Below are 22674 nucleotides of genomic sequence, written 5' to 3'. Positions count from 1 at the left end.
GACAAAGGGGGAACGTAGGTAATGAAGAAGAAATTAATGAAAGTATTCGCCGCAACTGCTCTGTTCGCAGGGCTGCTAGCAGGATGTGGAGCAGGCGGTAGTGGAAATGGAGCAAGCAGCAGTGGAAGTGGAGGAGATACGATTAAAATCGGTCTCAACCTTGAATTGTCAGGTGCTGTTGCGTCATATGGCACAGGGATTAAACAAGGAGTCGATCTTGCTGTTGAAGAAATCAATGCTGCCGGGGGAGTAGATGGGAAAGAAATTCAACTAATTCCAATTGACAACAAGTCGGATGGCCAAGAAGCGACAAATGGGGCCATCAAGCTTACAGACCAAGATAAGGTTGTAGCAATTATCGGAGCAGCAACAAGTGGTAATACAATTGCGCAAGTAGAAATTGCGAATAATAATAAGACGGTATTAATCACTCCTTCTGGTACTAGCTTGGTCGTCACGAAAAATGAAAAAGGGGAGCTCAATGAGTATGCATTCCGTACGACATTCATTGACCCATTCCAAGGAACAGTCGCTGCAAACTTTGCGTTGAATGAATTAGGGGTTAAAACAGCAGCTGTTTACGGGGATAATGCAAGTGACTATGCTAAAGGGTTAGGCGCTGCATTTATCGAAACGTTTGAAGCTGGTGGCGGAACAATTGTTGCACAAGAATCTTATATCGCGAAAGACACAGATTTCCGTTCAACTTTAACGCGCATTAAAACAGCGAATCCTGATTTCGTATATATCCCTGGTTATTATGAAGAGGTTGGTCTAATCGTTAAGCAAGCCCGTGAATTAGGCATCGAAGTACCACTAATGGGTGGGGACGGTTGGGACTCTCCAACTTTAGTAGAGTTAGCAGGAGCGGGTGCTTTAAATAATACATTTGTTACAGCCGCGTATGCCGCAGAAGATCCGGATCCGATGATTCAAAACTTCGTAAAAGCATTTACAGAAAAATACGGTGAAGCACCAGATGGATTTAGTGCATTAGGATATGACACAGTGTACTTATTAAAAGATGCGATTGAGCGTGCAGGTGCAGTCGATTCAGTGAAGATTAAGGAAGCATTGGAGCAAACAAAAGACTTCCCACTTGTCACAGGTGCCCTGACGATTGATGAAAACCATAACCCGATTAAAGCTGCTACGATTCTAGAATTTGTAGACGGGGAAATGAAGTTTAACTCTAAAGTAAATCCCGAATAATGATGAAATGGGGGGAATTTCCTCCCATTTCTACTTCTCATAAAGAATAGAGAAATGAGATAGGAGTGAAAAATTCATGGAATGGATTCAGCAGCTGGTGAATGGTATTTCACTCGGAAGCATTTATGCATTAATTGCACTTGGCTACACAATGGTATATGGAATCATAAAACTTATTAACTTCGCACATGGTGACGTATTCATGGTTGGTTCGTTTATTGGTTTCTATTCCATTGCGGGATTAGGCCTCGACTTTTTTACAGCGTTAGTTTTAGCAATGACTTTTTGTGCATTGTTTGGGGTGCTTATTGAACGAATTGCCTACAAAAGATTAAGAAATGCCACAAGAATTGCGGCATTAATAACGGCGATTGGTGTATCCCTCTTAATTGAGAATGGTTTTATATTTTTCTGGGGTCCACAACCTAAGGCATTCCCAGACGCAATTGTAAACGGGTCAATTGAAATTTTAGGGGCGAAAATCAGTATTAAGTCCATCCTGATCCTATCTATATCCATCATTCTAATGGTGATTCTACAATTTATCGTCCACAAGACGAAAATTGGAAAGGCGATGCGTGCAGTTTCTCATGACAATGAGACGGCTAAATTAATGGGTATTAACGTTGATAATACAATTTCCGCAACTTTCGCTATTGGGTCAGCTTTAGCAGGTGCTGCAGGCGTTATTTTTGGTTTGTACTATACGAAAATCGACCCGTTAATGGGAATTATACCAGGGATTAAAGCGTTCGTAGCAGCTGTTCTCGGTGGCATCGGCATTATTCCGGGTGCCATGGTTGGCGGCCTTGTCTTAGGGGTTGTTGAAACACTTGTAAATGCATCTGGCGGCTCGCTTTGGAGAGACGCGGCTGCTTTTATCATTTTAATCTTGATTTTAATCTTCAGGCCGAATGGTATCTTCGGTAAGAATACGCGTGAGAAAGTGTAGGTGAAAAAATTGAAAAAAGCAAAACGATTTTGGCTATTTATTGTGCTAGCGGTAGTGATATATAGTGTCGTCCAATTACTTATTACGACTGGAGTATTTGGTTCCTACTATTCCAATACCCTCATTTTAATGGCCATTAATATCATTTTGGCAGTCAGCCTACATTTAGTTATAGGAATTACTGGTCAGTTCTCTATCGGACACGCAGGATTTTTAGCAGTGGGTGCCTATATTTCTGCCATTCTTACGATGAAATTAGATCTTCCGTTTATCGTCGGAATCATAGCTGCTGGAATTATCGCGACATTAGCAGGACTTGTCGTTGGAATTCCAACCTTACGTTTAAGAGGAGATTATCTCGCGATCGCAACACTTGGATTCGCGGAAATCATACGGATCATCTTTTTAAATATTGACTACGTAGGCGGGGCAGCAGGAATGCAAGTATCACATTACACGACGTGGACTTATGCGTTTGTTTGCTTAGTCATTACAATTTTAGTCATCTCTAACTTTACAAACTCCAGGCATGGGCGTGCTTGTATTTCCATTCGTGAAAATGAAGTAGCTTCTGATGCAATGGGCATTAATACGACTTATTATAAAGTAGTTGCGTTTGCCATCGGAGCTTTTTTTGCTGGGGTTGGAGGCGCACTGTATGCACACAACTTTTATATTATTCAACCCGTAAACTTTGGATTTTTAAAGTCCTTCGATATATTAATATTCGTTGTATTAGGCGGGCTTGGCAGTTTGTCGGGTTCAGTTATTGCGGCCATTTTGCTAACGATTGTTTCTACTTACCTACAAGGATTCCCTGAAACCCGCATGATCATTTATAGTCTTGTGTTGATTTTAGTTATGCTCTATCGACCTCAAGGATTAATGGGAACACGCGAGATTACAGATATCTTGCCATTTAAAAAGTCTCGGAAAGGAGTGGCGCAACATGTCAAATAAGCCATTGCTCTCCGTGCAAAATGTTGGCATCAATTTCGGAGGATTAAAAGCTGTATCGGGATTTAATATGGAAATCCATCAAGGGGAACTAGTCGGGTTAATAGGACCGAACGGGGCTGGTAAAACGACGAGCTTCAACCTATTAACGGGTGTGTATACACCAACATTTGGTGAAATTATTTTCGACGGCAAAAAGCTCAATAAACTTGCACCATATCAAGTAACAAAACTGGGAATTAGTCGTACGTTTCAAAATATCCGTTTGTTTAATGAACTAACTGTTTTAGATAATGTGAAAGTGGCGTATCATTCACTAGCCAGGCATTCAATCGTAAGCTCAATTTTGCGTTTGCCTTCTCATTTTGCTGGGGAAAAAGAGATGGAAGAAAAGTCAATTGAGTTCCTAAAGATTTTTAACCTACATGAAGATTTATATTCTCTAGCTAAAAATTTGCCATATGGAAAGCAACGTAGGTTAGAAATTGCACGTGCGTTAGCAGCAGGTCCTAAATTACTTTTACTCGACGAACCAGCTGCGGGCATGAATCCCCAAGAAACAAAGGAGCTCATGTCGCTCATCGCATTTATCAGAGAAAAATTCGATTTGACCATTTTACTAATCGAGCATGACATGAACTTAGTCATGGGAATTTGTGAACATATCTATGTGCTGGACCATGGGGTCTTAATAGCCGATGGATCGCCTGAAGAAATTCGCAGTCATCCAAAAGTCATCGAAGCTTATTTAGGAGAGGAGGTCCCATCTGTCCATGCTTAGTGTAAAAGATATCGATGTGTATTACGGAAATATCCGTGCATTAAAAGGGTTGAGTTTAGAAGTCAACGAGGGTGAAATCGTTACGCTAATTGGCGCGAACGGCGCTGGGAAGTCAACCCTCCTAAAAACCTTGTCAGGATTATTAAAACCGAAGTCCGGAACGATCCATTACTTGAATTCTTCTATAGTTGGAAAGCCTGCTCAATCGATCGTAAAAGCAGGGATATCCCATGTACCGGAAGGGCGCCGAGTGTTTGCGAACATGACGGTAGAAGAAAACTTAGAGTTGGGAGCTTTCACAAGGAAGGACAAAAAAGGTATTGATGAAGATTTATCGAAAGTCTATGAAACGTTTCCACGATTACTGGAGCGAAGAAAACAGTTGTCTGGAACGCTGTCTGGTGGGGAACAGCAGATGTTAGCAATGGGTAGAGCAATGATGGCTAGACCAAAACTCTTGCTGCTTGACGAGCCATCCATGGGGCTCGCGCCACTTATGGTTCAAACAATCTTCCAAGTAATCGATGATATTAACAAACAAGGAACGACTATTCTGCTAGTTGAGCAAAACGCCAATATGGCTCTTTCAGTTGCGAGCAGAGCGTATGTTATTGAAACGGGTCGCGTTACGTTATCCGGAACGGCAAAAGAGCTTCAAGCAAGCGAGGAAATAAAAATGGCCTATCTTGGTGGTCATGTATAAAATACATCGAAAGCAGCTCTTCTTGTAAAAGGAAGCACAATAGATTGTTTGATTATCCATAAATGAAAGCGCTGATTTGACAGCGCTTTCTTTTATTTTATTACTAGAATTACTACATATTGAATAGTTGTTGGATGTCAGAATTTATGTTACATTGACAAGAGTGATGTATGCAATACAAGCAAATAGATGGGAGTCGGTTATCGTGTCATGTAAACCAGAAATAGGGAAAAAGACAGAGCATGTTCGAAAGCCCGATTGGCTGAAAATAAAGTTGAACACGAATGAAAACTATACGGATTTGAAAAAGTTAATGCGTGAAAAGAACTTACATACAGTTTGCGAGGAAGCTCGCTGCCCGAACATCCATGAATGCTGGGGTGAACGACGTACAGCTACTTTCATGATTTTAGGTTCAGTTTGTACACGTGCTTGCCGATTCTGTGCAGTTAAAACTGGATTGCCGAATGAACTTGATTTGGCTGAACCGGAACGCGTCGCTGATTCCGTTGCTCTTATGAATTTGAAACACGTCGTAATTACAACAGTTGCAAGGGATGACTTGAAGGATGGAGGATCGGGAGTGTTTGCTGAAACAGTCCGTGCAATCCGCCGCAAAAATCCTTTTACAACAATCGAAGTACTACCGTCTGACATGGGTGGGGAATATGATAATATTAAGCGATTAATGGATGCGAAACCGGATATTCTAAACCATAATATTGAAACAGTTCGCAGATTGACGCCGCGGGTCCGTGCGCGAGCGACTTACGATCGTTCGTTGGAACTGCTATTGCGTGCTAAGGAAATGTATCCGGAAATCCCGACCAAGTCTTCCTTAATGCTTGGACTAGGAGAGACGATGGAAGAAATTATCGAAACGATGGATGATTTGCGTGCCCATAAAGTCGACATCATGACAATCGGTCAATATTTGCAGCCTACGAAAAAGCATTTGAAAGTCCAAAAATATTATACGCCTCAAGAATTTGCGGAACTTCGTAAAATTGCTATGTCGAAAGGTTTTTCACATTGTGAGGCAGGACCTCTCGTACGTTCAAGCTATCATGCGGATGAGCAAGTCAATGCTGCTGCAAAAGAAAAGCAACGTATCGGCGATGAAATGTTGGAAACTGCGGTACAAAGCTAAAATGGCGGTGATAACTTTGGTGACAATGAATAATTATGAATATGAAATCATAACGGATTATCGGAATGGTTTCAATGAGGAAGCATTGATCGCCAGGTTTAGTGACGTGCTTTCCAAGTACGACTATATTTTAGGTGATTGGGGTTATGGTCAGCTTCGGCTAAAAGGTTTTTACGAGGATCGTAATTCCAAAGCTTCCTATGAAACGAAAATTAGTACATTGCAAGACTATCTTTATGAATACTGTAATTTCGGCTGTGCCTACTTCGTCCTTCGAAAAGTCGGAAAGGTAAAAGTAGAGCCGGTCGAACAGGAATAGGATGAATGAACCGCCCTGCATGCAGAACACTGCGTGTCGGGCGGTTCATTAATGTGTCCATTATGATATGATGGAGTGGAGTTAAGATTACCGGGAGGGAACAACTTTGTACTTTATCGACCGTCAAAAAATCAATGAAACATTAGCTTATATGGAAAGCCTTCTCGACTTATTTGAAGGGCACCAAAAATGGAATGAAAGCAAAATCCATTCATTAGCACTCGAAAGGATTGCACATACACTCGTTGAATCAATCATCGATGTAGGAAATTCTATGATTGACGGCTTTATTATGCGTGACCCAGGAAGCTACGACGATATTATCGACATTATGGAAGACGAAAAAGTAATTACCCCAGAAATGTCTGACCCATTGAAAAAGGTGATTGGACTCCGTAAAACGATTGTCCGAGAATTCGTTGAAGTGGACAATGAAGAGATTGAAGCAGTGTTGACTGAATCGAAGAACGACATTAAACAATTCCCAATAAAGGTGAGGCATTACTTGGAGAATGAACTCGGCCCAGTATCCGCCTTCAGCCCGCTGGAGTCATGATAATGGACAAGTATAATGCGGTTTGTTTTGACTTGGATGGCACTGTCTACCGGGGGAATGAAGTTATTCCCGAAGCTGTCACTTTGATTGAAAAGCTTCAACGGGGAGGCATCGAACCTTATTTTGTAACGAATAATTCGTCAAGTACAACTCAGCAGTTTCAAACGAAACTTCTTCGAATGGGGATTCAAACAAAACCTGAGCAAATAATGACGTCGGCGATCGCATCTGCCAAGTACTGCAAAGAGCATTACGACGGTGCATCCATTATGATGATCGGCGAAGAAGGACTAGAAGAAGCGCTAGTTTCTGAAGGGTTTCAGCTAACTACACAAAACCCCGATGTCGTTGTAGTCGGAATCGATCGCAGTATAACGTATGAAAAACTTGCCGCCGCAAGCTTAGCAATTCGAGCCGGAGCTCATTTCATTGCTACGAATGGGGACCGGGCATTTCCGACAGAGAAAGGTCTCGTCCCAGGGAACGGATCGTTTGTGAAACTGTTGGAAACGACAACGGATTGCAAGGCGACCTATGTTGGTAAACCCGAGCCGCATATGCTGCATTTTATTCAACAAAAAGGGTATAGGAAAGACGAAATGATTATGATCGGTGACAATTACGAAACTGACATCCAGGCAGGGATTCGATTCGGCATTGATACGATCCACGTAGAAGGTGGCGTAACGAGTGCGGAGACTGTAAGGAAGCAACCATCACTTCCGACCTATTTTTACAAAAGCCTTGCAGATTGGAAATAACCAAATGCGTCCGGAGCAGACGAAAAAAGAACCGCAATAAAATGCGGTTCTTTGCCTGTCTAAAATAAAGGATTCTCTTCAATGAATTGATAAATTTTTGCCGTCAATTCGTCCGGTGTGTCCGCTTCGACAACCTCGCCATTGACGAGGGCGTATAGTCCTTCAGCACATTTCGTGCAGTAACTGAGACAACCGTATTCAAGTACATCTATATTTGGATCTTTTTCCAATGCTTCCAAAGTCTTCTGTGAACCGTTTGCAAGATTGCTCATACAGAATTCTACGATCGGATTCACGACGATCACCTCACCTACTTGATGCTACTCTTATTTTCCCGTGTCGTCAATTAGGATGTCTTATTGTGAAGTATATCACAAACTGATATAATTATAATGAGAATAATGCGGAAAAATTGATTGGCAAAGGAGAAAACTATGAGAAAACTAGTGCTATTAGGTGCAGGCTATGGGAATATGCGTATTTTGCTTCGCTTGCTCAATAAAGAATTGCCTGCTGATCTGGAAATCACGTTGATTGACAGGACTCCTTTTCATAGTCTGAAAACAGAATTCTATGCATTGGCAGCGGGAACAGCACCAGATTCGGACATCCGAGTCGCTCTACCAACACATGAGAAAATGAAAATCGTTGAAGGCGAAATTGAGGAAATCAAACTGGATGACAATGTGGTTGCCCTTCGTAGCGGTGAAGAAATCCAATACGATGAGCTAGTAATCGGGTTAGGTTGCGAGGACAACTACCACGACGTCCCGGGGGCGGCTGAATATACGAGTAGCATCCAAACGATCGGTCAATCGCGTGCTACGTACAACCTCCTCCAAGGACTTGGAGGAGGAGCAACGGTTGGAATTGTCGGAGCAGGTTTAAGCGGAATCGAACTCGCAAGTGAATTACGCGAGAGTCGGCCGGATTTGAAGATTAAGTTATTCGACAGAGGACCACGCATCCTCAAGGATTTCCCAGAACGTCTAAGCAATTATGTCAAAGATTGGTTCGACAAGCACGATGTAGAAGTCGTCTCCAATTCAAACATCACGAAAGTCGAAAAGAATGTGCTCTACAATCATGAGGAAAGCATCCACGTTGATGCGGTCGTATGGACTGCCGGAATTCAGCCAGTAGCAGTTGCGCGTCAATTGGATGTCGAAAAAAATCGCGGCCGGATCGTACTAAACCAATACCACCAAATTCCAGGCCATGAAAATGCGTACGTTGTCGGTGACATCGCCGACTTGCCTCACGCACCAAGCGCCCAGCTAGCTGAGGAACAGGCGGAACAAATCGTTCGCGTATTACGCCATGTATGGAATAATGAACCTTTGCCGAAAGAGATGCCTGAAATTAAGCTAAAAGGTTTCATGGGATCGCTAGGAAAGAAACAAGGCTTCGCCTACCTTGCAGACCGCACCGTTACAGGTCGAATCGCCAGACTGTTGAAATCGGGTGTGCTTTGGATGTATAAATGGCATAATGGATAATAGAAAAAAAGGACTGTTATTAAAAGTTGTCGATGTGCAACTTTCTAACAGCCCTTTTTTTAGTGATACAAATTGAATATAACCCATAACTTAGTCTGTTGCTTTCCGTTCCAGCACTCGCTTTCCGCGGGCGTTGCCTTAGCCTCCTCGTCGCTGCGCTTCTGCGGGGTCTTCGGCTAACGCTATTCCCGCAGGAGTCTCGCGCTTGCACTTCAAGCAACTGCAGCTCCTCAAATCACCGATTCAATCCTTTCCATCAATACTTAAATTAATAATTCCTATAAAAATTAAACCTCATCCCAAAAATCGTTCTCATGCACAATGACGATCGAAGAACCGTTTTTTCGAAGGTCGACTGCTTTTTCAACTTTTCTACCATAGCAAGAAAACGCCCAACAAGGATTACCTTCATTTCCTACGATTAAATAATCGGTTTTTAAGGTAACATTGTTGTTGAAGGATCCACCCATATTTGTGATGATTTCGGCGATTTCCTTACGTTTTGCTCTACCAGATGTGCCAGTGAAAGAGAAAACTTTATCTTCAAATTCAATTTCAGGACATACTGCACAAATGCCCCCAATTGAATATCGATTCTGTAGTTCTGTATTTTCAAATGCATTAACATTAAAGGACATGCGGGTATCAATGAAATTACCAAAATAGGCTTTTAGAAGATTTTTTTCATCTTCGCTAATTACGCCATCTCTTCTAACAGTTATCAATAGGCTATAAATCTCGTCAAAAGGATAGAATCCTTTGAGAAAGTCACGTGAGTCCATCCAAACGTATAATTGATTAATCTCACTTTCGTGCAATATGTTATCAGCCATAATGCCATGTATAATGCCTTGTAATTGCTGAAGAGAAGAAGTGACAATATCATAGTACGTATTAAAGCCATCATGATGAACTACATTTTTGCAAAGCCATAGAATATCTTGGATTTCTTCTTCAGTCAATATATTGTCGCTTAAAGCGTTATCGATTAATGGAATGATTTCTGAAAATGGAAACTTTCTCTGAAGCCTTCTGTGAAGATTACACCAGTTAATTATTTCCGATAACTCTTGTTGGTTCACGATGTTATCAAATTGAACACCATTCAACATACCGATTAATGAGTTAACTGCTTTATGGACTTCTGCCGGAGCGGTAAATGTACGATAATCGTCCACTTCGTGATAATCTTTTGTCATGAAGATCCCCCTAATATTTAGTTTTTCAGAAACCGACACCTTTCAGCGTATCGTTGCTGCATCTAGATTTTATTACCAGTGTAAAAGTGTATAATATTACAATCTATTAATTATTTATCATAGTTATACAACGAGAATAGATATCACACTAATTTATTTGCAGATTCTTCAAAGTTTAGCTTAGCCTGATATAGTCATTCATTTTAATTCTTATTATTAGGGGGGCATTTTTTGATTGCCATTCCGAAATAAAAAGACTGTAATCAAACTCGTCTGAGTTTGATTACAGTCTAAAAATCTGTTTTGCCAGTTTGGAATGGAATTTTTGTTCTCAATTACTTAGTGTTTATTATCAATAAAAGATTACGCCGGAATAAAACCGTGCTTCTCCAATTCGTTGAAGACTGGCTTTAACTGGATATAACCTTCGCCAACGACTTCATCCTCGATGATGACGAGGGGATAGAAATATTCGTCGTTCAACACTTGTTCCGCAATGCTCTTTTGCTTTGGATCGGCAATGTCTTGTTCAATATCGATATAATCAATGTCAAAAGGCTGTCCAGGATATTTCCTGCTAATCGCTGCTTGCAACCATTCGTACGTGTCCTTTGAAGAAGGTGCATTGACACAGCTCGCGCATATAATATCCGCGCCGTAAATTTCGATTTTAACTTTTTGAGTTTCCACGATGACGACTCCTTCCCATTCTCTATGGATTTTTTCTTCAATCCAGTTTATAATAAGTATAATGAAAGGAGAGAGATATTACAATGACAGATACAGCGATGATGGAACCCGTACAAGAAGTTTTAAATAAATTGCGCCCATTCCTCCTACGTGATGGAGGAGACTGTGAACTTGTCGATATCGAAGAGGGAGTTGTCAAGCTACGCCTATTAGGTGCTTGCGGTTCATGCCCAAGTTCGACAATCACGTTGAAAGCAGGTATTGAGCGAGCATTGCTCGAAGAAGTACCTGGCGTCGTTGAAGTAGAGCAAGTATTTTAATTGAAAAAGAGACTGCCCAGAATAAATTCTGCGGCAGTCTCTTTCATTGTATGATGGCACGCCCAAAGCGAGGCGTTCCGCGCCCAAAGCGAGGCGTTCTGCGCCCAAAGCGAGGCGTTCTGCGCCCAAAGCGAGGCGTTCTGCGCCCAAAGCGAGGCGTTCTGCGCCCAAAGCGAGGCGATCCGCGCCCAAAGTGAGGCATTCCGCGCCCAAAGCGAGGCATTCCGCGCCCAAAGCGAGGCAAACCGCGCCTAAAGCGAGGCAATCGCGCCCAAAGTGAGGCATTCCGCGCCCAAAGTGAGGCATCCCACGCCCAAAGCGAGGCATCCCGCGCTCAAAGCAGCACTTATCCTTGCTCCCGGATCTCCTGCCATCTTTCCTTTGCCATTTGAATTACTTGCGGATCGGTCGATGTTCGCTGACTTTCGATCACTCGCGAGAAGTTTCGGATCGCCTCTTCTTTATCACCGACCTGATGAGAAAGCTCCGCGATCAAATATAACACTCGCGTCTCCGACATTTGCGTTCCGGCATGATCCCCGTTAGAATACGCCTCCGTATACAGATTTCGGGAGACCGCCCGAAAACGTTTCCCTGACTCGAAGTCTTTCAAGTCATCGTAAAGCCATGCGATTCGCAACGCGATGCCAGCCATTGTCAACGGCTTCTCTTTCTTTACGGTTGCACTGACTAAAGCAAGTTTGTACGCTTCAATCCCTTCATCGGTTGAACGTTCATCCCCGAAAGATCTACCGTTCCAGAGAGAAGTGATCTTATTGGCAATTTCATCCTTTACGCCTGGAGCAAAATAACTGGAGAAATCATCAGTGAATGCGAATCCGCAGCTTGGGCATACGGCAGCATTATATAAAATCGGATTTATAGAGGGATCTGTATATATCGGTTTAAAGTCACTTTCATGCTTTGTCACACGTACAAAGCGCGAACGAATTTTGGTCGTAGTAAATTTCTCCTTGCAATGTAAACAGTCCATTTTCTTGACATATGTCGGAGTTATTTCCACTCGTCATCATCCTTTCGTACTACATGTCTCATTATACCGTATCTACAAAAGATTTGAGTGAATATGATTGCGTAAATGGTAAAATCATTGATATGATAGAGGAAAAGCGGGAAGGTGGATGTAAATGAAACAGTATGTTGAAGTTACTGAAGCTGCAGCATTTCGTGTGAAAGAAATGATGACTCATAACGGTGAGGAAGGTTCGTTCCTTCGCGTTGCAGTGAATGGCGGAGGTTGCAGTGGATTGACATATGGGCTTGGATTTGAAGAGGAAAAGACAGATGATGATTATGTCTTGTCCCAGCACGGCATTCAAATTGTCGTGTCAAAAGAGGATGCTGCAATCCTTGAAGGGACAAAAGTCGACTATAAGGAATCGCTAATGGGCGGGGGATTCACGATTAATAATCCCAATGCTATCGCTTCATGCGGCTGTGGAACGTCATTTAGAACGGCCAGTAAGGTCGGCACGCCAGAAGCTTGCGATTAAACTAATCAATCGGGCTGAATGGCTCTAGGTGTTATTACTTACAACCCCTCCCTCATCCAGACTAGCCTGCTCGGGTTGAACTGGATGGAGAGGGTTTTATTGTTATATTCGAATTAATGATTTTTCTCATTATGATGTTGAAAAGGCTTACTAAAAAGGCTACTATTGAATAGTAGAAGTTTGTCGAATAAAGGCAAATGCCAGGACTGAGCAAATCGTTGTATGAACCGATTGTCAACGGACCCGGCACATAATAAAAATAAAGGTGGTTTCGATTTTCGTGAAAAGACCGACAATCTTAGTATTAGGTGCGGGTTACGGCGGTTTATCCACAGTCGTTAACTTGCAAAAATCCATCGGCGCTGACGAAGCTGATATTGTACTAATTAATAAAAACTCTTACCATTACGAGTCGACTTGGCTACATGAAGCGGCTGCGGGAACACTAACACCTGAACAAGTTCGTTATGACATTAGTAGTGTCATCAATCCAGGAAAAGTGAAATTTGTTCAAGCTGAAGTTCAAGCAATCGATGTTCAAGGAAAAGTCGTTACAACAGACGTCGGTACACATACGTACGATTACCTAGTAATTGCGTTAGGCTTCGAAGGTGAAACGTTCGGCATTACTGGTTTGGACAAGTATGCATTGTCCATTGCAAACGTTAATGCTGCTCGTCAAATCCGTGAACATATTGAATATCAGTTTGCAACTTGGTCTCTTGAAGATGAAAAAGACGATAGCCGTTTGACAATTGTTGTCGGCGGAGCAGGCTTCACAGGAATTGAATTCCTCGGTGAGCTTGGCAATCGTGTACCTGAACTTTGCAAAGAGTTCGATGTACCTCAAGAAAAAGTTCGTGTCATTTGTGTAGAAGCTGCTCCAATGGTATTACCAGGTTTCGATCCTGAATTGGTTGACTATGCAGTAAGACAATTGAAAGCGAAAGGGATCGAATTCTCAATCGGTACACCGGTTGTGGAAGCGACTCCTGAAGGCGTAAACGTCAAAAAAGGCGAAGATGAGTTCGAATTCATCAAAGCTGGCACTGTCGTATGGGCTGCAGGTGTTCGAGGCAATCGCTTAATTGAACAAACTGGCATTGAAAACATGCGTGCACGTGTTAAAGTTGAAAAGGATCTTCGAGCTCCTGGACATGATGATGTATTCATCATCGGCGACTGCGCATTGATGATCAATGAAGAAACGAATCGTCCATATCCTCCAACAGCACAAATTGCGATGCAACAAGGTGATATGTGTGCGAACAACTTGATCGCGTTGATAAAAGGTAACCCAACATCAGAATTCACACCTGATATTAAAGGTAGCATTGCTTCTCTTGGTAGTGATGATGCAATCGGTGTCGCATTCGGTAAAAAATTGATGGGTAAAAAAGCTTCCTTCATGAAAAAAGTAGTCGATAACCGTTCTCTTTTCCTAATTGGTGGAGTAGGTCTTACGATTAAAAAAGGTAAATTCAACATACTTTAATAATATTTTGCATTCATAAACTATTCGACACCCGCCTCGTTCAGTGGCGGGTGTTTTTTAGAGCAAAGCTATCCAATTTCGACAAATCATTGAAGTGACTTGATTCTATTGCAAGCCATCATCCGTTCCTGTAAAATAATGAATGGTAAACGGAGGTAAAAAAATTGGGAACAATTTCATTGACGCATGTCGTTTTATCTATAATTATCTTCATGGTTATGTTTTTCGGAATAGGCTTCTTGTTGAATATGCTGCTGCGCATGACGTGGCTCATGGCAATTGTCTATCCGGTTGTCGTCATATTGATTATCGATGAAGTAAAATTTTATGAGTATTTCACGAATCCAGGTCATTCATTTGGCTTGCTCGGTGAAAAAATCATGTCTTTGCATGCAGCCGACATTATCATCCTTGCAAGCGGACTAGTCGGTGCAATCATTTCGGGGTTTGTCATGAAGCTACTCCGTAAGCAAGGCTATCAAATGTTTTAACTTGTTTCAGCTGGATGTCACAGGTGAATGATTTAAAAAAAGAAGGTGTTCCCATTCAGGGGACACCTTCTTTTTTCACGACACGATAAATGAATAAGTGATGACGGAGATGAAGATGCCCGTCACTGCACCCGCAAAAACTTCGCTAGGTTTATGGCCTAGAAGAGTCTTCAGCTCCATGATTTTTTGTGGTCCATCTTTCTGTTGCCAACCTTTGACTTCTGTCACGAAAGTTTGGAAATCGACCCTCATTTGGTTGATAATCAAAGCCTGCTGACCAGCTTGATAACGGATACCTGTCGCATCAAACATGACGATGACTGCAAAAATGGCAGATACAGCGAACAGCGGCGAGCCAAGGCCTACTTCATAGGCAATGGCAGTTGTCAATGCAGACACTGCTGCTGAATGAGAGCTTGGCATGCCACCTGTCGAAGTCATTAACTTCCAATCCAATTTTCTCGTCAGTAAGAAATGGATTGGAATCTTTACGAACTGGGCGAATAATATCGCAAATAATGCCGCGAGAAGCGGAGTGTTTTGCAATAAGGCCATCGTTACACTCCTTTTCAATAAAAAATATAAAGATAGTATACCATAACAGGCAATGGGGGACGAACGAAATTCCGACTCTTTCGAATGATTCTTTTGGTTAGGTTTGTGTATTGGTATATAATAAAGAATGTATGAAAAGTGGGAGGTAGTCAAATGAAAGCATCATTTATTGAACCGGATTTCGGCAATGTTACATCCGAAGTCCTCGTAATAGGCGTTCCGGAACATCCCGAGAATGTGGAAGGGTGGAACGCGTTCGCTGACGCATTCAGCCCTCGTCTGATGGATTGGATCAAAACGGGCGACATCAAGACTGATTTTAAGGAAATCGTCAAACTACCAGCTCTCGGGGAGAGCGGATATGAGCGAGTTTTCTTCATCGGCCTTGGAGCAGCTAAAAAACTGACTGAAGATCGCCTTCGTCAAACATTTGCGACCCTTGGCAAGGAGTTAAAGGCAGCTAAAGCATCATCGGTTGCCATTTGGACGTCTCCGTTCAAGAATGATGAGTTAACTTGTGAAGATGTCGTCTTTGCCGCAGCAGAAGGAATCGGCATGGGGTCCTACCAATTTGAGGGCTATAAAACCGATTCAAATGAGAAGAAAGTCGAATTGGAAACCGCTACATTCTTAACGTCAGCGGATGAAGATGAATTGAAAGCAGCATTTGAAGTGGGCCGTACATATGCTAACGCGGTCAATGAGGCGAGAACGTTAGTCAATACACCGCCGAATATCCTGACTGCAACGAAGATGGCTGAGTATGCCAAAGAACTTGCGGAAAAATACGACTTTGAAATTGAAGTCTTGGGTAGAAAAGAGATGGAAGAGCTTGGTATGGGTGCAATATTGGCGGTCAATAAAGGATCCGTTGAAGAGCCTCGTCTTATCGTGTTGAAATACACAGGCACAGAGCAATGGGAAGATGTTGTCGGCCTCGTCGGAAAAGGTGTGACGTACGATACAGGCGGTTACTCCTTGAAGCCCCGTGAAGGAATGGTCGGCATGAAAGGCGACATGGGCGGGGCGGCAGCCGTGCTTGGAGCGATGAACATCATCGGAGAGTTGCGTCCTGCGAAAAACGTAATTGCAGTTATTGGTGCAACGGATAATATGGTTTCTGGTGAAGCGTTCAAGCCTGACGATGTCATTACGTCTTTAAGCGGTAAAACGATTGAAGTATTGAATACGGATGCGGAAGGAAGACTTGTTCTAGCCGATGCGGTCACATATGCTAAGCAATCCGGTGCAAATTACTTGATCGATGTTGCGACACTAACTGGAGGCGTCATCGTCGCATTAGGCAATGACAAGACCGGTGCATTGACGAATAACGAAGAGTTTTTTGAGGAGTTCATGCAAGCTTCTATGGAAACAGGCGAATTTGTCTGGAGACTGCCGCTCACAGAAAGCGATAAAAAACGTATCCGAAAAAGCGACGTTGCCGATTTGAATAACTCACCGGGCCGCGACGGTCATATGATCTTTGGAGGAGGTTTTGTTGGCGAATTCGCTGAAGATACTCCTTGGATTCACCTTGACATTGCAGGTACGTCTGACGCGTCTGCTGCACATGACCTCGGTCCAAAAGGTGCAACGGGTGTTATGGTCCGTACACTTGCAACTGTTGTCGAGCGTATGGCAGATACCGATTTGTCGTAATCAGCAATAGATCTACCAGTATTGCTGATGTCGATTACACTATGTAATTCATCTATCATAGGCGTCCGCCCCTCATCACTTCGCCCGTAACGAATAGGATAAGTGAGAAAGGGGGATATTGATGGTACGATTTCATAGGTTTGGTGGTTTTAGGCCAGGATTTGGATTTGGGCCTAGATTCTTTGGGCCAGGATTCGGTTTTGGACCGAGATTCTTTGGGCCAGGATTCGGTTTTAGACGTTTTGGATTCGGTTTTCCGGGATTCGGTTTTCCGGGATTCGGTTTTGGGCTAGGAGTGCCATTTTTAGGAGGTTTAGCATTAGGCGGCCTCCTTGGCAGTACGTTAGCTGCACCCTATTATCCTTATGGATATGGCTTTGGATATCCATACGGTTATCCATATGGATTTGGTGCACCGTTTTATGGACCATTCGGCTTTCCATATTAAAACAGCACACTCGGTTTCCTCATCGGAAAGCCGAGTGTGTTTTTTAGTGCGAAGAATGAATACAAGAGGACAATGTTGCAGATTCAGATCTCCTTCTTATATGATAGGGTGAGAGAAATAACATTTCCGGGGTGTCAAATGAGAAATCCTTATCTTTTTGGTTATTTGCCGTTCTTGACAATTACATTATTCAGTTTGACATTCGGTGTTTATTTGGTGGGAGCGTCAATTGTTTTTTTCGGCCAGATCGGTTTATATGCTGGTATGCGGGAATTTCTGACGGATGCACAGCTTCGCTTGTTCCTTCTCGTCATTTATTCGCTCGCGTTTTTTATGATTTTCTCAGCATTGAAGTTAATTGCGGAAACGATTCACGAAACGGCGATGCTTTTCTTTTCCATTGATGCAGTAGGGGAGTCGTATAGTGAAGCGAAGAGCGGCAATCTTATTTATTTTTTTGGTGCACTTGCTTCAGTAGTCGGGATTCAGTCGGTGAAGTTTCTCTTGGTAATTTTCCTGCTGACGACGTTCGTTTATTTTGTGTATACAATGTTTAAGTTGAGTAAGTTTATGACGGTGCCCAGTATGATCGGCTTGTTGTTTTTTGAAATTCTTGTTTGGGGCATTTTTTTATCGGGTATTATTTATATCATATTGAAACTTTATAATGGAATTCTTGCCAGTCTTCCGGTCGTATAGTAATTAAATCAATTTGGAAAAACGTTGATACAGTCACTCCCTACATGTGACTGTTCAACGTTTTCATTCATTCTGGGCTATATAACAATTCATTGAAGGCTCGAAGGTGGATTTTCTGGTTACTTAGGCGCTGGATCGAAGAAGGTCTATCATAGCCGAGCCATACAGCTGTCGTATAACGATCATTCATTCCCGCGACCCACAAGTCTTTGTAACGGTCGGTCGTTCCTGTTTTTGCCCCTGTATAGGTTGTCGTATAGCGGATGCCTTTCCCAGTCCCGTTCAATACGACATCCTCCATCAGATTCCGGATTGTCTCTGTCGTTGAAGCAGACCACACTTTCACCGGTTCGTCCTTCCATTCATAAAGTGTATTTCCTTCACGGTCTTTCACAGTCCTGATCGCACGGGGAGGTGAGTACATCCCGTCGACGAAGCTTGAATAGGCGGAGGCGAGTTCTAGCGGCGTGACGCCTCTATGGAATCCTCCGAGTGCAGCAGGGTAGGTAAAGTCTTCGTCGGTCACATTTTTGAAATTGAAGATTGACAAATGGTTAAACGCATTTTCAATGCCTACGTTACGGAACAAACGGACTGCCGCCGTATTATGACTATATCGGAATGCTTCCTTCAAGGTTGTGATTCCGTATGTATAGCCTCCGATATTCGTCGGGCAGTAGGTGCTAATGCAAATATTGCTGCTATCAATCGGTGTACTTTCCTTGTAAGGTCCGCTTTCAAGGAACGGAGCGTAGACTAATAACGGTTTAATGGCGGAGCCGGGTTGCCTCACTGCTTGATATGCCCGATTGAAATCCGCTTTTTTAAAACCTTTTCCGCCGTAAATACTTATGATATCCCTCGTTGCATTATCGATGACGACTGCGCCCGCCTGTAAATCCTTCGTTACGAGAAGGGAAGAAAGGGAAGTTTCGTCACGCTTTTGCTTGGCAGGATCCAGGGCGGTTTCAATTCGGATTCCTCCTGCAATGACTTCTGCGGTCCGTTTTTTCAATGCTTGAATTTGTGCTTGTTTTTCATGGAGCGTTGTTGCCGCTTCAATTGATGCTGTAAACCCTTCCGACTGGCCAATCAATTCTTCTAGCTCTGCTAACACGTAAGAGCTATACATATTGAAATTATTCGCCTTCGACTTCACGTTCAATGTGATCTGTTGCTGCTTCCACTCTTCCGCTTCCTCTTCAGAAATGACATTGTTTGCAGAGAGGACGGTTAAGAGAAGCTCCTGCCGCTTTTTCGTTTGATCGAAACGCCGAAGTGGATCATACTTCGAAGGGTTGTTTGGAATTGCAGCGATGAACGCCATCTCGGCAAGGTTTAATTGATTGAGAGGACGGTTGAAATAATAAGTGGCGGCCGCTCCGATTCCGTATACTTGATTGCCGAAAAACATTTCATTTAAATACATTTCAAGAATGTCTTCCTTCGTCGACTGCTTTTCCAGCTCTGCCGCATATAACAACTCTCTGAATTTGCGCTCATAAGTCTTTTCAGTCGTCAAAAATCGCATTCTCACCACTTGCTGGGTGATGGTGGATCCTCCTTGACTCCTATCATCGCTTCTTGCATTGACGGCAAAGGCGCGAACAATCGCGGCGACATCATATCCTTTATGCTCAAAAAAACTTTGATCCTCACTTGTAATAAATAACTGCTGAACGATATCCGGAATGGACTCTAAAGGAAGAGGCTGTCTCCATTCTACATATTCTTCAGCAAAGATCTTTCCATGCCTGTCAGTCATCGAAATTGGAATCGCGATGGACGGTTCAGTAAGTTCAATCGTTTCGCCAATTGTTTGTTTCCATGAACGAGCCTCCGTCCACTCTTTGGCGGCGGCTTGCTGAATGAAAACTAGCAAAGGAAGCATTATGATCATTAAGATAAATCTAGTAAACTTTTTCAACATGCCGTCTCCTTCCTATAAAAAATAATAGCACATTTCCAATTCGGAAATGTGCTAATGTTTAACTGCTAGTTTGTCGGTTTTCCTCAGCTAGGAAATCTTCAAAATCTTGTACGGGCTTCCTTTTCGCGTAATAAAGGAATGCGAATCCTAGTAAAAACAGGACACCGGTTAGAATGAAAACGGACGAAATGCCAATGAAACCACTGATGATTCCGCCGAACATCGGTCCGATAATATTACCGAGGAAACGGAAACTTGAATTGTATCCCATCACTTCCCCTTGGATATCGACGGGTGCTTCTCGCCTTACGAGAGCAGTCGTAATTGGGATCATGCCGCCAATCGCAATTCCAAATAAGAGCCTACAAATCACTAATTGCCAGATGGAAGTGACGAATGCTTGCGGAATGATGAAGATGAAGGAAAGGATCAGCAATGCACCAAGCACTTTTTCATATCCGATATCATCGCCCAATTTTCCCCATTTCCTTGCGAACAGAAGATTACCGACTCCTGCTGCACTGAATGTGAGCCCTGCAAGAAAAGCCACATTATTCGAATCCGTCAGCTCCGCTACGTAAAGTGATAGAAGCGGCTGGATGCTGAAATTCCCGATTTGAATTAATGATGTAACAATCATTATGTTCAGCATCAATCGATGATGTAGCAGTCCGCTGAGGATTGTTTTTCGCGAGTATTGCACTGCCCTTTTTGCCTTTGCTTTCTTCATCTCCTTTATTCCAAACAAGACGAGCAGAGCTGCTAGTACAATGGAAAACGCTGTGATGATGAACGTGTATTGAAATCCGAATGTATCGGCCATCAGTCCACCTAATACTGGTCCGAATAACGTACCGCTCACACTACCCATTTGCAATGTCCCGAGCTTCTTACCGGCTTCTTCCCTTGCTGTTTGTGATGAGATGAACGCAAGTGATGTCGGTATGAACCCCGTGACGACACCATTGAATAGTCGTAGGATGAAGAACGTTTCGACTGAATTGACAAATCCCATTAGGAAGACGGAAGTGGCAATCCCGAAGCCGTTAATGAGCAAAATCGGTTTGAAACCGTATTTATCGGCAACGCGTCCCCAAATCGGTGACATGATAAATGCGGTGATGAAAGTAGCTCCGAAAATCAATCCAGCCCATTTTTGCACGTACGCGTCAGAATGATCCCCGAACGTATCTATGTATAATGACAGGAACGGCATGATCATCGTCATCGTTCCCGCGACTAGAAAGTTTGCGATCCAGATGATAATAAAATTTCTTTTTTGTACATCCATGAATGAGACCCGCTTTCATATGATACGCCGATTGAACTCGTAATCGACGATGCTGTAATTGGCAAATGTTCATCCAATATGGATTTCCCTTTGCTTCTTGTCTGTAAACGTTTAGACACTACTCTATTCTAAATCAATTCGATTCCCGAAGGAAGTTACATGCTTAACAAATGAAAATGGACGAGGGTTATGATAAACTATTTCAGGGTGAAGAATTATGAAAAGAATGTCACTAACTTTACTTGCGCTCTTTTTATTATTGCTGCTTGCAGCTTGCGGTCAAAGTGAGCAAAAGGGGCAGGACGATCAAACAGCAACAAATGAGCAAGAAAAGCAAACATCTAGTGAAACAGATGAAGAGATTACTGAAGAGACCAATGAGGAGGCCACGACTATGTATCCACAATTATCGAATGAAGTTGCATCAAACGAAGCTCTTGTCGTTATGAATACGACAATGGGGCCGATTAAAATTAAACTATTCCCAGAAAAAGCGCCGAAAACAGTTGAGAACTTTTTGACGCATGCAGAAAACGGCTATTATGACGGAATCATCTTCCACCGCGTCATTAAAGATTTCATGATTCAAGGCGGTGACCCGACTGGCACAGGAATGGGTGGGGAAAGCATTTATGGTGATTCATTCGAGGATGAATTTACGATGGATCTATTCAACATTAGAGGAGCATTGTCGATGGCTAATGCAGGTCCGAACACGAACGGAAGCCAATTTTTCATCGTTCAAGCTTCAAATCCTCCGGCGACAGCAGCTCAATTGACACAAGGCGGGTGGCCCGAAGAAATTGCGAAAGCATATGAAGAAAAAGGCGGTACACCTCACCTTGACCAGAAACATACCGTTTTCGGACAAGTGATCGAAGGAATGGATGTTGTCGATAAAATCGCTTCTGCTAAAACAAATGGACAAGACAAGCCGGTTGAAGAAATTTCGATTGAATCAATTGAAATCATCCAGAAATAAGACACGTTAGGAAGTGTATGTAAATGAACGTTCTATTAATGCCGTTCCTTTACTTTCCGGAAGATAAGTCCGAATATATTCCGGCAGCGATTTCCTTTGTCTTTTTCATGATTCTCCTTGCCATCACGTATACGTGGATCAGGCGGAAATCGAAAAGGCAGGAAGAGGAAACTCGTGAGCTAGAAGAACGCATCTTGCGCGAACGCCGCGAAGCAAGAGAACAACAAGAACTTTAATGCAAAAGGCATGATCTATAATAAAAGATCATGCCTTTTTTATGATGTGCGTCCAAAGCACCCGGTTCCGCGCCCAAAGTAGGGGGTTCCGCGCCCAAAGTAGGGGGTTCCGCGCCCGAAGTAGAGGGTCCCGCGCCCAAAGTAGGGGGTTCCGGGTACCGTCAAGAAGTATGTGTAAAGCACAATCGCCGACAACTCAGCGGATTTTACATGGAGTGGCGGACATGTTAGCCTTGGCAGGCAAGGCCAGCATAATTGTTAGCTGGTGCCAT

27 protein-coding genes are annotated in these 22674 nt (G+C 43.0%); 20 read left to right on the top strand and 7 right to left on the bottom strand.

The window, feature by feature from the left end; all coding sequences use genetic code 11:
• Positions 1-21: 21 nt before the first annotated feature.
• From MHZ92_RS20825 to MHZ92_RS20785, 9 genes are all read left to right on the top strand, one after another.
• Positions 22-1212, top strand: a complete 1191-nt coding sequence (locus MHZ92_RS20825; RefSeq protein WP_239433638.1) for an ABC transporter substrate-binding protein — start codon at positions 22-24, stop codon at positions 1210-1212.
• Between the two features lie 76 nt (positions 1213-1288).
• Positions 1289-2164, top strand: a complete 876-nt coding sequence (locus tag MHZ92_RS20820) for a branched-chain amino acid ABC transporter permease (RefSeq protein ID WP_239433637.1) — start codon at positions 1289-1291, stop codon at positions 2162-2164.
• A gap of 9 nt (positions 2165-2173) precedes the next feature.
• On the top strand, positions 2174-3124 hold the full coding sequence (locus MHZ92_RS20815; protein WP_239433636.1) for a branched-chain amino acid ABC transporter permease: 951 nt from the start codon (positions 2174-2176) through the stop codon (positions 3122-3124).
• Positions 3114-3902: an ABC transporter ATP-binding protein gene (locus MHZ92_RS20810; protein WP_239433635.1), complete on the top strand. Its 789-nt coding sequence runs from the start codon at positions 3114-3116 to the stop codon at positions 3900-3902. The genes MHZ92_RS20815 and MHZ92_RS20810 overlap by 11 nt, the downstream gene beginning before the upstream one ends.
• On the top strand, positions 3895-4605 hold the full coding sequence (locus MHZ92_RS20805; protein WP_239433634.1) for an ABC transporter ATP-binding protein: 711 nt from the start codon (positions 3895-3897) through the stop codon (positions 4603-4605). The genes MHZ92_RS20810 and MHZ92_RS20805 overlap by 8 nt, the downstream gene beginning before the upstream one ends.
• 223 nt (positions 4606-4828) lie before the next feature.
• Positions 4829-5755 carry a lipoyl synthase gene (lipA, locus tag MHZ92_RS20800; protein WP_239433647.1) on the top strand — a complete coding sequence of 309 codons (927 nt, stop codon included), beginning with the start codon at positions 4829-4831 and terminating at the stop codon, positions 5753-5755.
• 1 nt (position 5756) lies between these two features.
• Positions 5757-6074: a YutD family protein gene (locus tag MHZ92_RS20795; protein ID WP_239433633.1), complete on the top strand. Its 318-nt coding sequence runs from the start codon at positions 5757-5759 to the stop codon at positions 6072-6074.
• Positions 6075-6180: 106 nt separating this feature from the next.
• Entirely contained in the window at positions 6181-6630 is a 450-nt protein-coding gene (locus MHZ92_RS20790; protein WP_239433632.1) for a DUF86 domain-containing protein, read from the top strand.
• A 2-nt stretch (positions 6631-6632) separates the two neighbouring features.
• Positions 6633-7391 carry a TIGR01457 family HAD-type hydrolase gene (locus MHZ92_RS20785; protein ID WP_239433631.1) on the top strand — a complete coding sequence of 253 codons (759 nt, stop codon included), beginning with the start codon at positions 6633-6635 and terminating at the stop codon, positions 7389-7391.
• A 59-nt stretch (positions 7392-7450) separates the two neighbouring features.
• Here MHZ92_RS20785 and MHZ92_RS20780 read toward each other — a convergent pair whose 3' ends face one another.
• Positions 7451-7687 (bottom strand): YuzB family protein, encoded by a 237-nt coding sequence (locus MHZ92_RS20780; RefSeq protein ID WP_239433630.1) that lies wholly within the window; start codon positions 7685-7687, stop codon positions 7451-7453.
• Positions 7688-7825: 138 nt separating this feature from the next.
• Here MHZ92_RS20780 and MHZ92_RS20775 point away from each other — a divergent pair, with 138 nt between their 5' ends.
• Entirely contained in the window at positions 7826-8890 is a 1065-nt protein-coding gene (locus MHZ92_RS20775) for an NAD(P)/FAD-dependent oxidoreductase (protein WP_239433629.1), read from the top strand.
• A gap of 287 nt (positions 8891-9177) precedes the next feature.
• Here the strand turns inward: MHZ92_RS20775 and MHZ92_RS20770 are convergent, their stop codons facing one another.
• Positions 9178-10089, bottom strand: coding sequence for a BRCT domain-containing protein (locus MHZ92_RS20770; protein WP_239433628.1), 912 nt, complete (start codon positions 10087-10089; stop codon positions 9178-9180).
• A 363-nt stretch (positions 10090-10452) separates the two neighbouring features.
• Positions 10453-10779 (bottom strand): YuzD family protein, encoded by a 327-nt coding sequence (locus MHZ92_RS20765; RefSeq protein WP_239433627.1) that lies wholly within the window; start codon positions 10777-10779, stop codon positions 10453-10455.
• A gap of 83 nt (positions 10780-10862) precedes the next feature.
• Between MHZ92_RS20765 and MHZ92_RS20760 the strand changes: the two genes are divergently transcribed.
• Positions 10863-11099, top strand: a complete 237-nt coding sequence (locus MHZ92_RS20760; RefSeq protein WP_239433626.1) for a NifU family protein — start codon at positions 10863-10865, stop codon at positions 11097-11099.
• A gap of 346 nt (positions 11100-11445) precedes the next feature.
• Here MHZ92_RS20760 and MHZ92_RS20755 read toward each other — a convergent pair whose 3' ends face one another.
• Positions 11446-12093, bottom strand: coding sequence for a DUF2225 domain-containing protein (locus MHZ92_RS20755; protein WP_239433625.1), 648 nt, complete (start codon positions 12091-12093; stop codon positions 11446-11448).
• An 11-nt stretch (positions 12094-12104) separates the two neighbouring features.
• Here MHZ92_RS20755 and MHZ92_RS20750 point away from each other — a divergent pair, with 11 nt between their 5' ends.
• The 4 genes from MHZ92_RS20750 (at position 12105) to MHZ92_RS20735 (ending at position 14599) form a co-directional block, all read left to right on the top strand.
• Positions 12105-12251: a hypothetical protein gene (locus tag MHZ92_RS20750; RefSeq protein ID WP_239433624.1), complete on the top strand. Its 147-nt coding sequence runs from the start codon at positions 12105-12107 to the stop codon at positions 12249-12251.
• On the top strand, positions 12248-12613 hold the full coding sequence (locus MHZ92_RS20745; RefSeq protein ID WP_239433623.1) for a HesB/IscA family protein: 366 nt from the start codon (positions 12248-12250) through the stop codon (positions 12611-12613). Before MHZ92_RS20750 ends, MHZ92_RS20745 begins: the two co-directional genes overlap by 4 nt.
• Positions 12614-12893: 280 nt before the next feature.
• On the top strand, positions 12894-14108 hold the full coding sequence (locus MHZ92_RS20740) for an NAD(P)/FAD-dependent oxidoreductase (RefSeq protein WP_239433622.1): 1215 nt from the start codon (positions 12894-12896) through the stop codon (positions 14106-14108).
• Positions 14109-14272: 164 nt separating this feature from the next.
• Positions 14273-14599, top strand: a complete 327-nt coding sequence (locus MHZ92_RS20735; protein ID WP_255723682.1) for a YuiB family protein — start codon at positions 14273-14275, stop codon at positions 14597-14599.
• A gap of 75 nt (positions 14600-14674) precedes the next feature.
• Here the strand turns inward: MHZ92_RS20735 and MHZ92_RS20730 are convergent, their stop codons facing one another.
• Positions 14675-15154, bottom strand: coding sequence for a divergent PAP2 family protein (locus MHZ92_RS20730; RefSeq protein WP_239433621.1), 480 nt, complete (start codon positions 15152-15154; stop codon positions 14675-14677).
• Between the two features lie 153 nt (positions 15155-15307).
• On the opposite strand from MHZ92_RS20730, the gene MHZ92_RS20725 reads away from it, so the two are divergent.
• The 3 genes from MHZ92_RS20725 to MHZ92_RS20715 all read left to right on the top strand — a co-directional run bounded on the left by MHZ92_RS20725 (position 15308) and on the right by MHZ92_RS20715 (position 17963).
• The gene (locus MHZ92_RS20725) at positions 15308-16816 is read left to right on the top strand and encodes a leucyl aminopeptidase (protein ID WP_239433620.1); all 1509 of its coding nucleotides are present in this window, start codon (positions 15308-15310) and stop codon (positions 16814-16816) included.
• A 121-nt stretch (positions 16817-16937) separates the two neighbouring features.
• Positions 16938-17264 carry a hypothetical protein gene (locus tag MHZ92_RS20720; RefSeq protein ID WP_239433619.1) on the top strand — a complete coding sequence of 109 codons (327 nt, stop codon included), beginning with the start codon at positions 16938-16940 and terminating at the stop codon, positions 17262-17264.
• A gap of 138 nt (positions 17265-17402) precedes the next feature.
• Positions 17403-17963, top strand: coding sequence for a DUF5366 family protein (locus MHZ92_RS20715; protein WP_239433618.1), 561 nt, complete (start codon positions 17403-17405; stop codon positions 17961-17963).
• Positions 17964-18030: 67 nt separating this feature from the next.
• On the opposite strand, the gene MHZ92_RS20710 is transcribed toward MHZ92_RS20715, so the two are convergent.
• Entirely contained in the window at positions 18031-19893 is a 1863-nt protein-coding gene (locus MHZ92_RS20710; RefSeq protein ID WP_370644796.1) for a transglycosylase domain-containing protein, read from the bottom strand.
• A gap of 58 nt (positions 19894-19951) precedes the next feature.
• On the bottom strand, positions 19952-21184 hold the full coding sequence (locus MHZ92_RS20705; protein WP_239433616.1) for an MFS transporter: 1233 nt from the start codon (positions 21182-21184) through the stop codon (positions 19952-19954).
• A gap of 217 nt (positions 21185-21401) precedes the next feature.
• Between MHZ92_RS20705 and MHZ92_RS20700 the strand changes: the two genes are divergently transcribed.
• Together MHZ92_RS20700 and MHZ92_RS20695 are read left to right on the top strand one after the other, a co-directional pair.
• Complete coding sequence (locus MHZ92_RS20700) at positions 21402-22166, top strand: peptidylprolyl isomerase (RefSeq protein ID WP_239433615.1); 765 nt, start codon at positions 21402-21404, stop codon at positions 22164-22166.
• A gap of 23 nt (positions 22167-22189) precedes the next feature.
• Positions 22190-22402: a hypothetical protein gene (locus tag MHZ92_RS20695; protein WP_239433614.1), complete on the top strand. Its 213-nt coding sequence runs from the start codon at positions 22190-22192 to the stop codon at positions 22400-22402.
• Positions 22403-22674 lie beyond the last annotated feature (272 nt).

This window comes from Sporosarcina sp. ACRSL (assembly GCF_022346605.1).
GTDB lineage: Bacteria > Bacillota > Bacilli > Bacillales_A > Planococcaceae > Sporosarcina.
This window is presented reverse-complemented; position numbering and strand designations above follow the sequence as displayed.

Bases quoted from the DNA above. Each gene is read 5' to 3' on its own strand.
- MHZ92_RS20760 (WP_239433626.1), top strand. From the start codon at position 10,863: ATGACAGATACAGCGATGATGGAACCCGTACAAGAAGTTTTAAATAAA.
- MHZ92_RS20745 (WP_239433623.1), top strand. From the start codon at position 12,248: ATGAAACAGTATGTTGAAGTTACTGAAGCTGCAGCATTTCGTGTGAAA.
- MHZ92_RS20725 (WP_239433620.1), top strand. From the start codon at position 15,308: ATGAAAGCATCATTTATTGAACCGGATTTCGGCAATGTTACATCCGAA.
- MHZ92_RS20720 (WP_239433619.1), top strand. From the start codon at position 16,938: ATGGTACGATTTCATAGGTTTGGTGGTTTTAGGCCAGGATTTGGATTT.
- MHZ92_RS20705 (WP_239433616.1), bottom strand. From the start codon at position 21,184: ATGGATGTACAAAAAAGAAATTTTATTATCATCTGGATCGCAAACTTT.
- MHZ92_RS20795 (WP_239433633.1), top strand. From the start codon at position 5,757: ATGGCGGTGATAACTTTGGTGACAATGAATAATTATGAATATGAAATC.
- MHZ92_RS20715 (WP_239433618.1), top strand. From the start codon at position 17,403: ATGAGAAATCCTTATCTTTTTGGTTATTTGCCGTTCTTGACAATTACA.
- MHZ92_RS20730 (WP_239433621.1), bottom strand. From the start codon at position 15,154: ATGGCCTTATTGCAAAACACTCCGCTTCTCGCGGCATTATTTGCGATA.
- MHZ92_RS20805 (WP_239433634.1), top strand. From the start codon at position 3,895: ATGCTTAGTGTAAAAGATATCGATGTGTATTACGGAAATATCCGTGCA.
- MHZ92_RS20810 (WP_239433635.1), top strand. From the start codon at position 3,114: ATGTCAAATAAGCCATTGCTCTCCGTGCAAAATGTTGGCATCAATTTC.
- MHZ92_RS20750 (WP_239433624.1), top strand. From the start codon at position 12,105: ATGTCGGAGTTATTTCCACTCGTCATCATCCTTTCGTACTACATGTCT.
- MHZ92_RS20785 (WP_239433631.1), top strand. From the start codon at position 6,633: ATGGACAAGTATAATGCGGTTTGTTTTGACTTGGATGGCACTGTCTAC.
- MHZ92_RS20695 (WP_239433614.1), top strand. From the start codon at position 22,190: ATGAACGTTCTATTAATGCCGTTCCTTTACTTTCCGGAAGATAAGTCC.
- MHZ92_RS20700 (WP_239433615.1), top strand. From the start codon at position 21,402: ATGAAAAGAATGTCACTAACTTTACTTGCGCTCTTTTTATTATTGCTG.
- MHZ92_RS20755 (WP_239433625.1), bottom strand. From the start codon at position 12,093: ATGGACTGTTTACATTGCAAGGAGAAATTTACTACGACCAAAATTCGT.
- MHZ92_RS20825 (WP_239433638.1), top strand. From the start codon at position 22: ATGAAGAAGAAATTAATGAAAGTATTCGCCGCAACTGCTCTGTTCGCA.
- MHZ92_RS20710 (WP_370644796.1), bottom strand. From the start codon at position 19,893: ATGTTGAAAAAGTTTACTAGATTTATCTTAATGATCATAATGCTTCCT.
- MHZ92_RS20775 (WP_239433629.1), top strand. From the start codon at position 7,826: ATGAGAAAACTAGTGCTATTAGGTGCAGGCTATGGGAATATGCGTATT.
- MHZ92_RS20820 (WP_239433637.1), top strand. From the start codon at position 1,289: ATGGAATGGATTCAGCAGCTGGTGAATGGTATTTCACTCGGAAGCATT.
- MHZ92_RS20770 (WP_239433628.1), bottom strand. From the start codon at position 10,089: ATGACAAAAGATTATCACGAAGTGGACGATTATCGTACATTTACCGCT.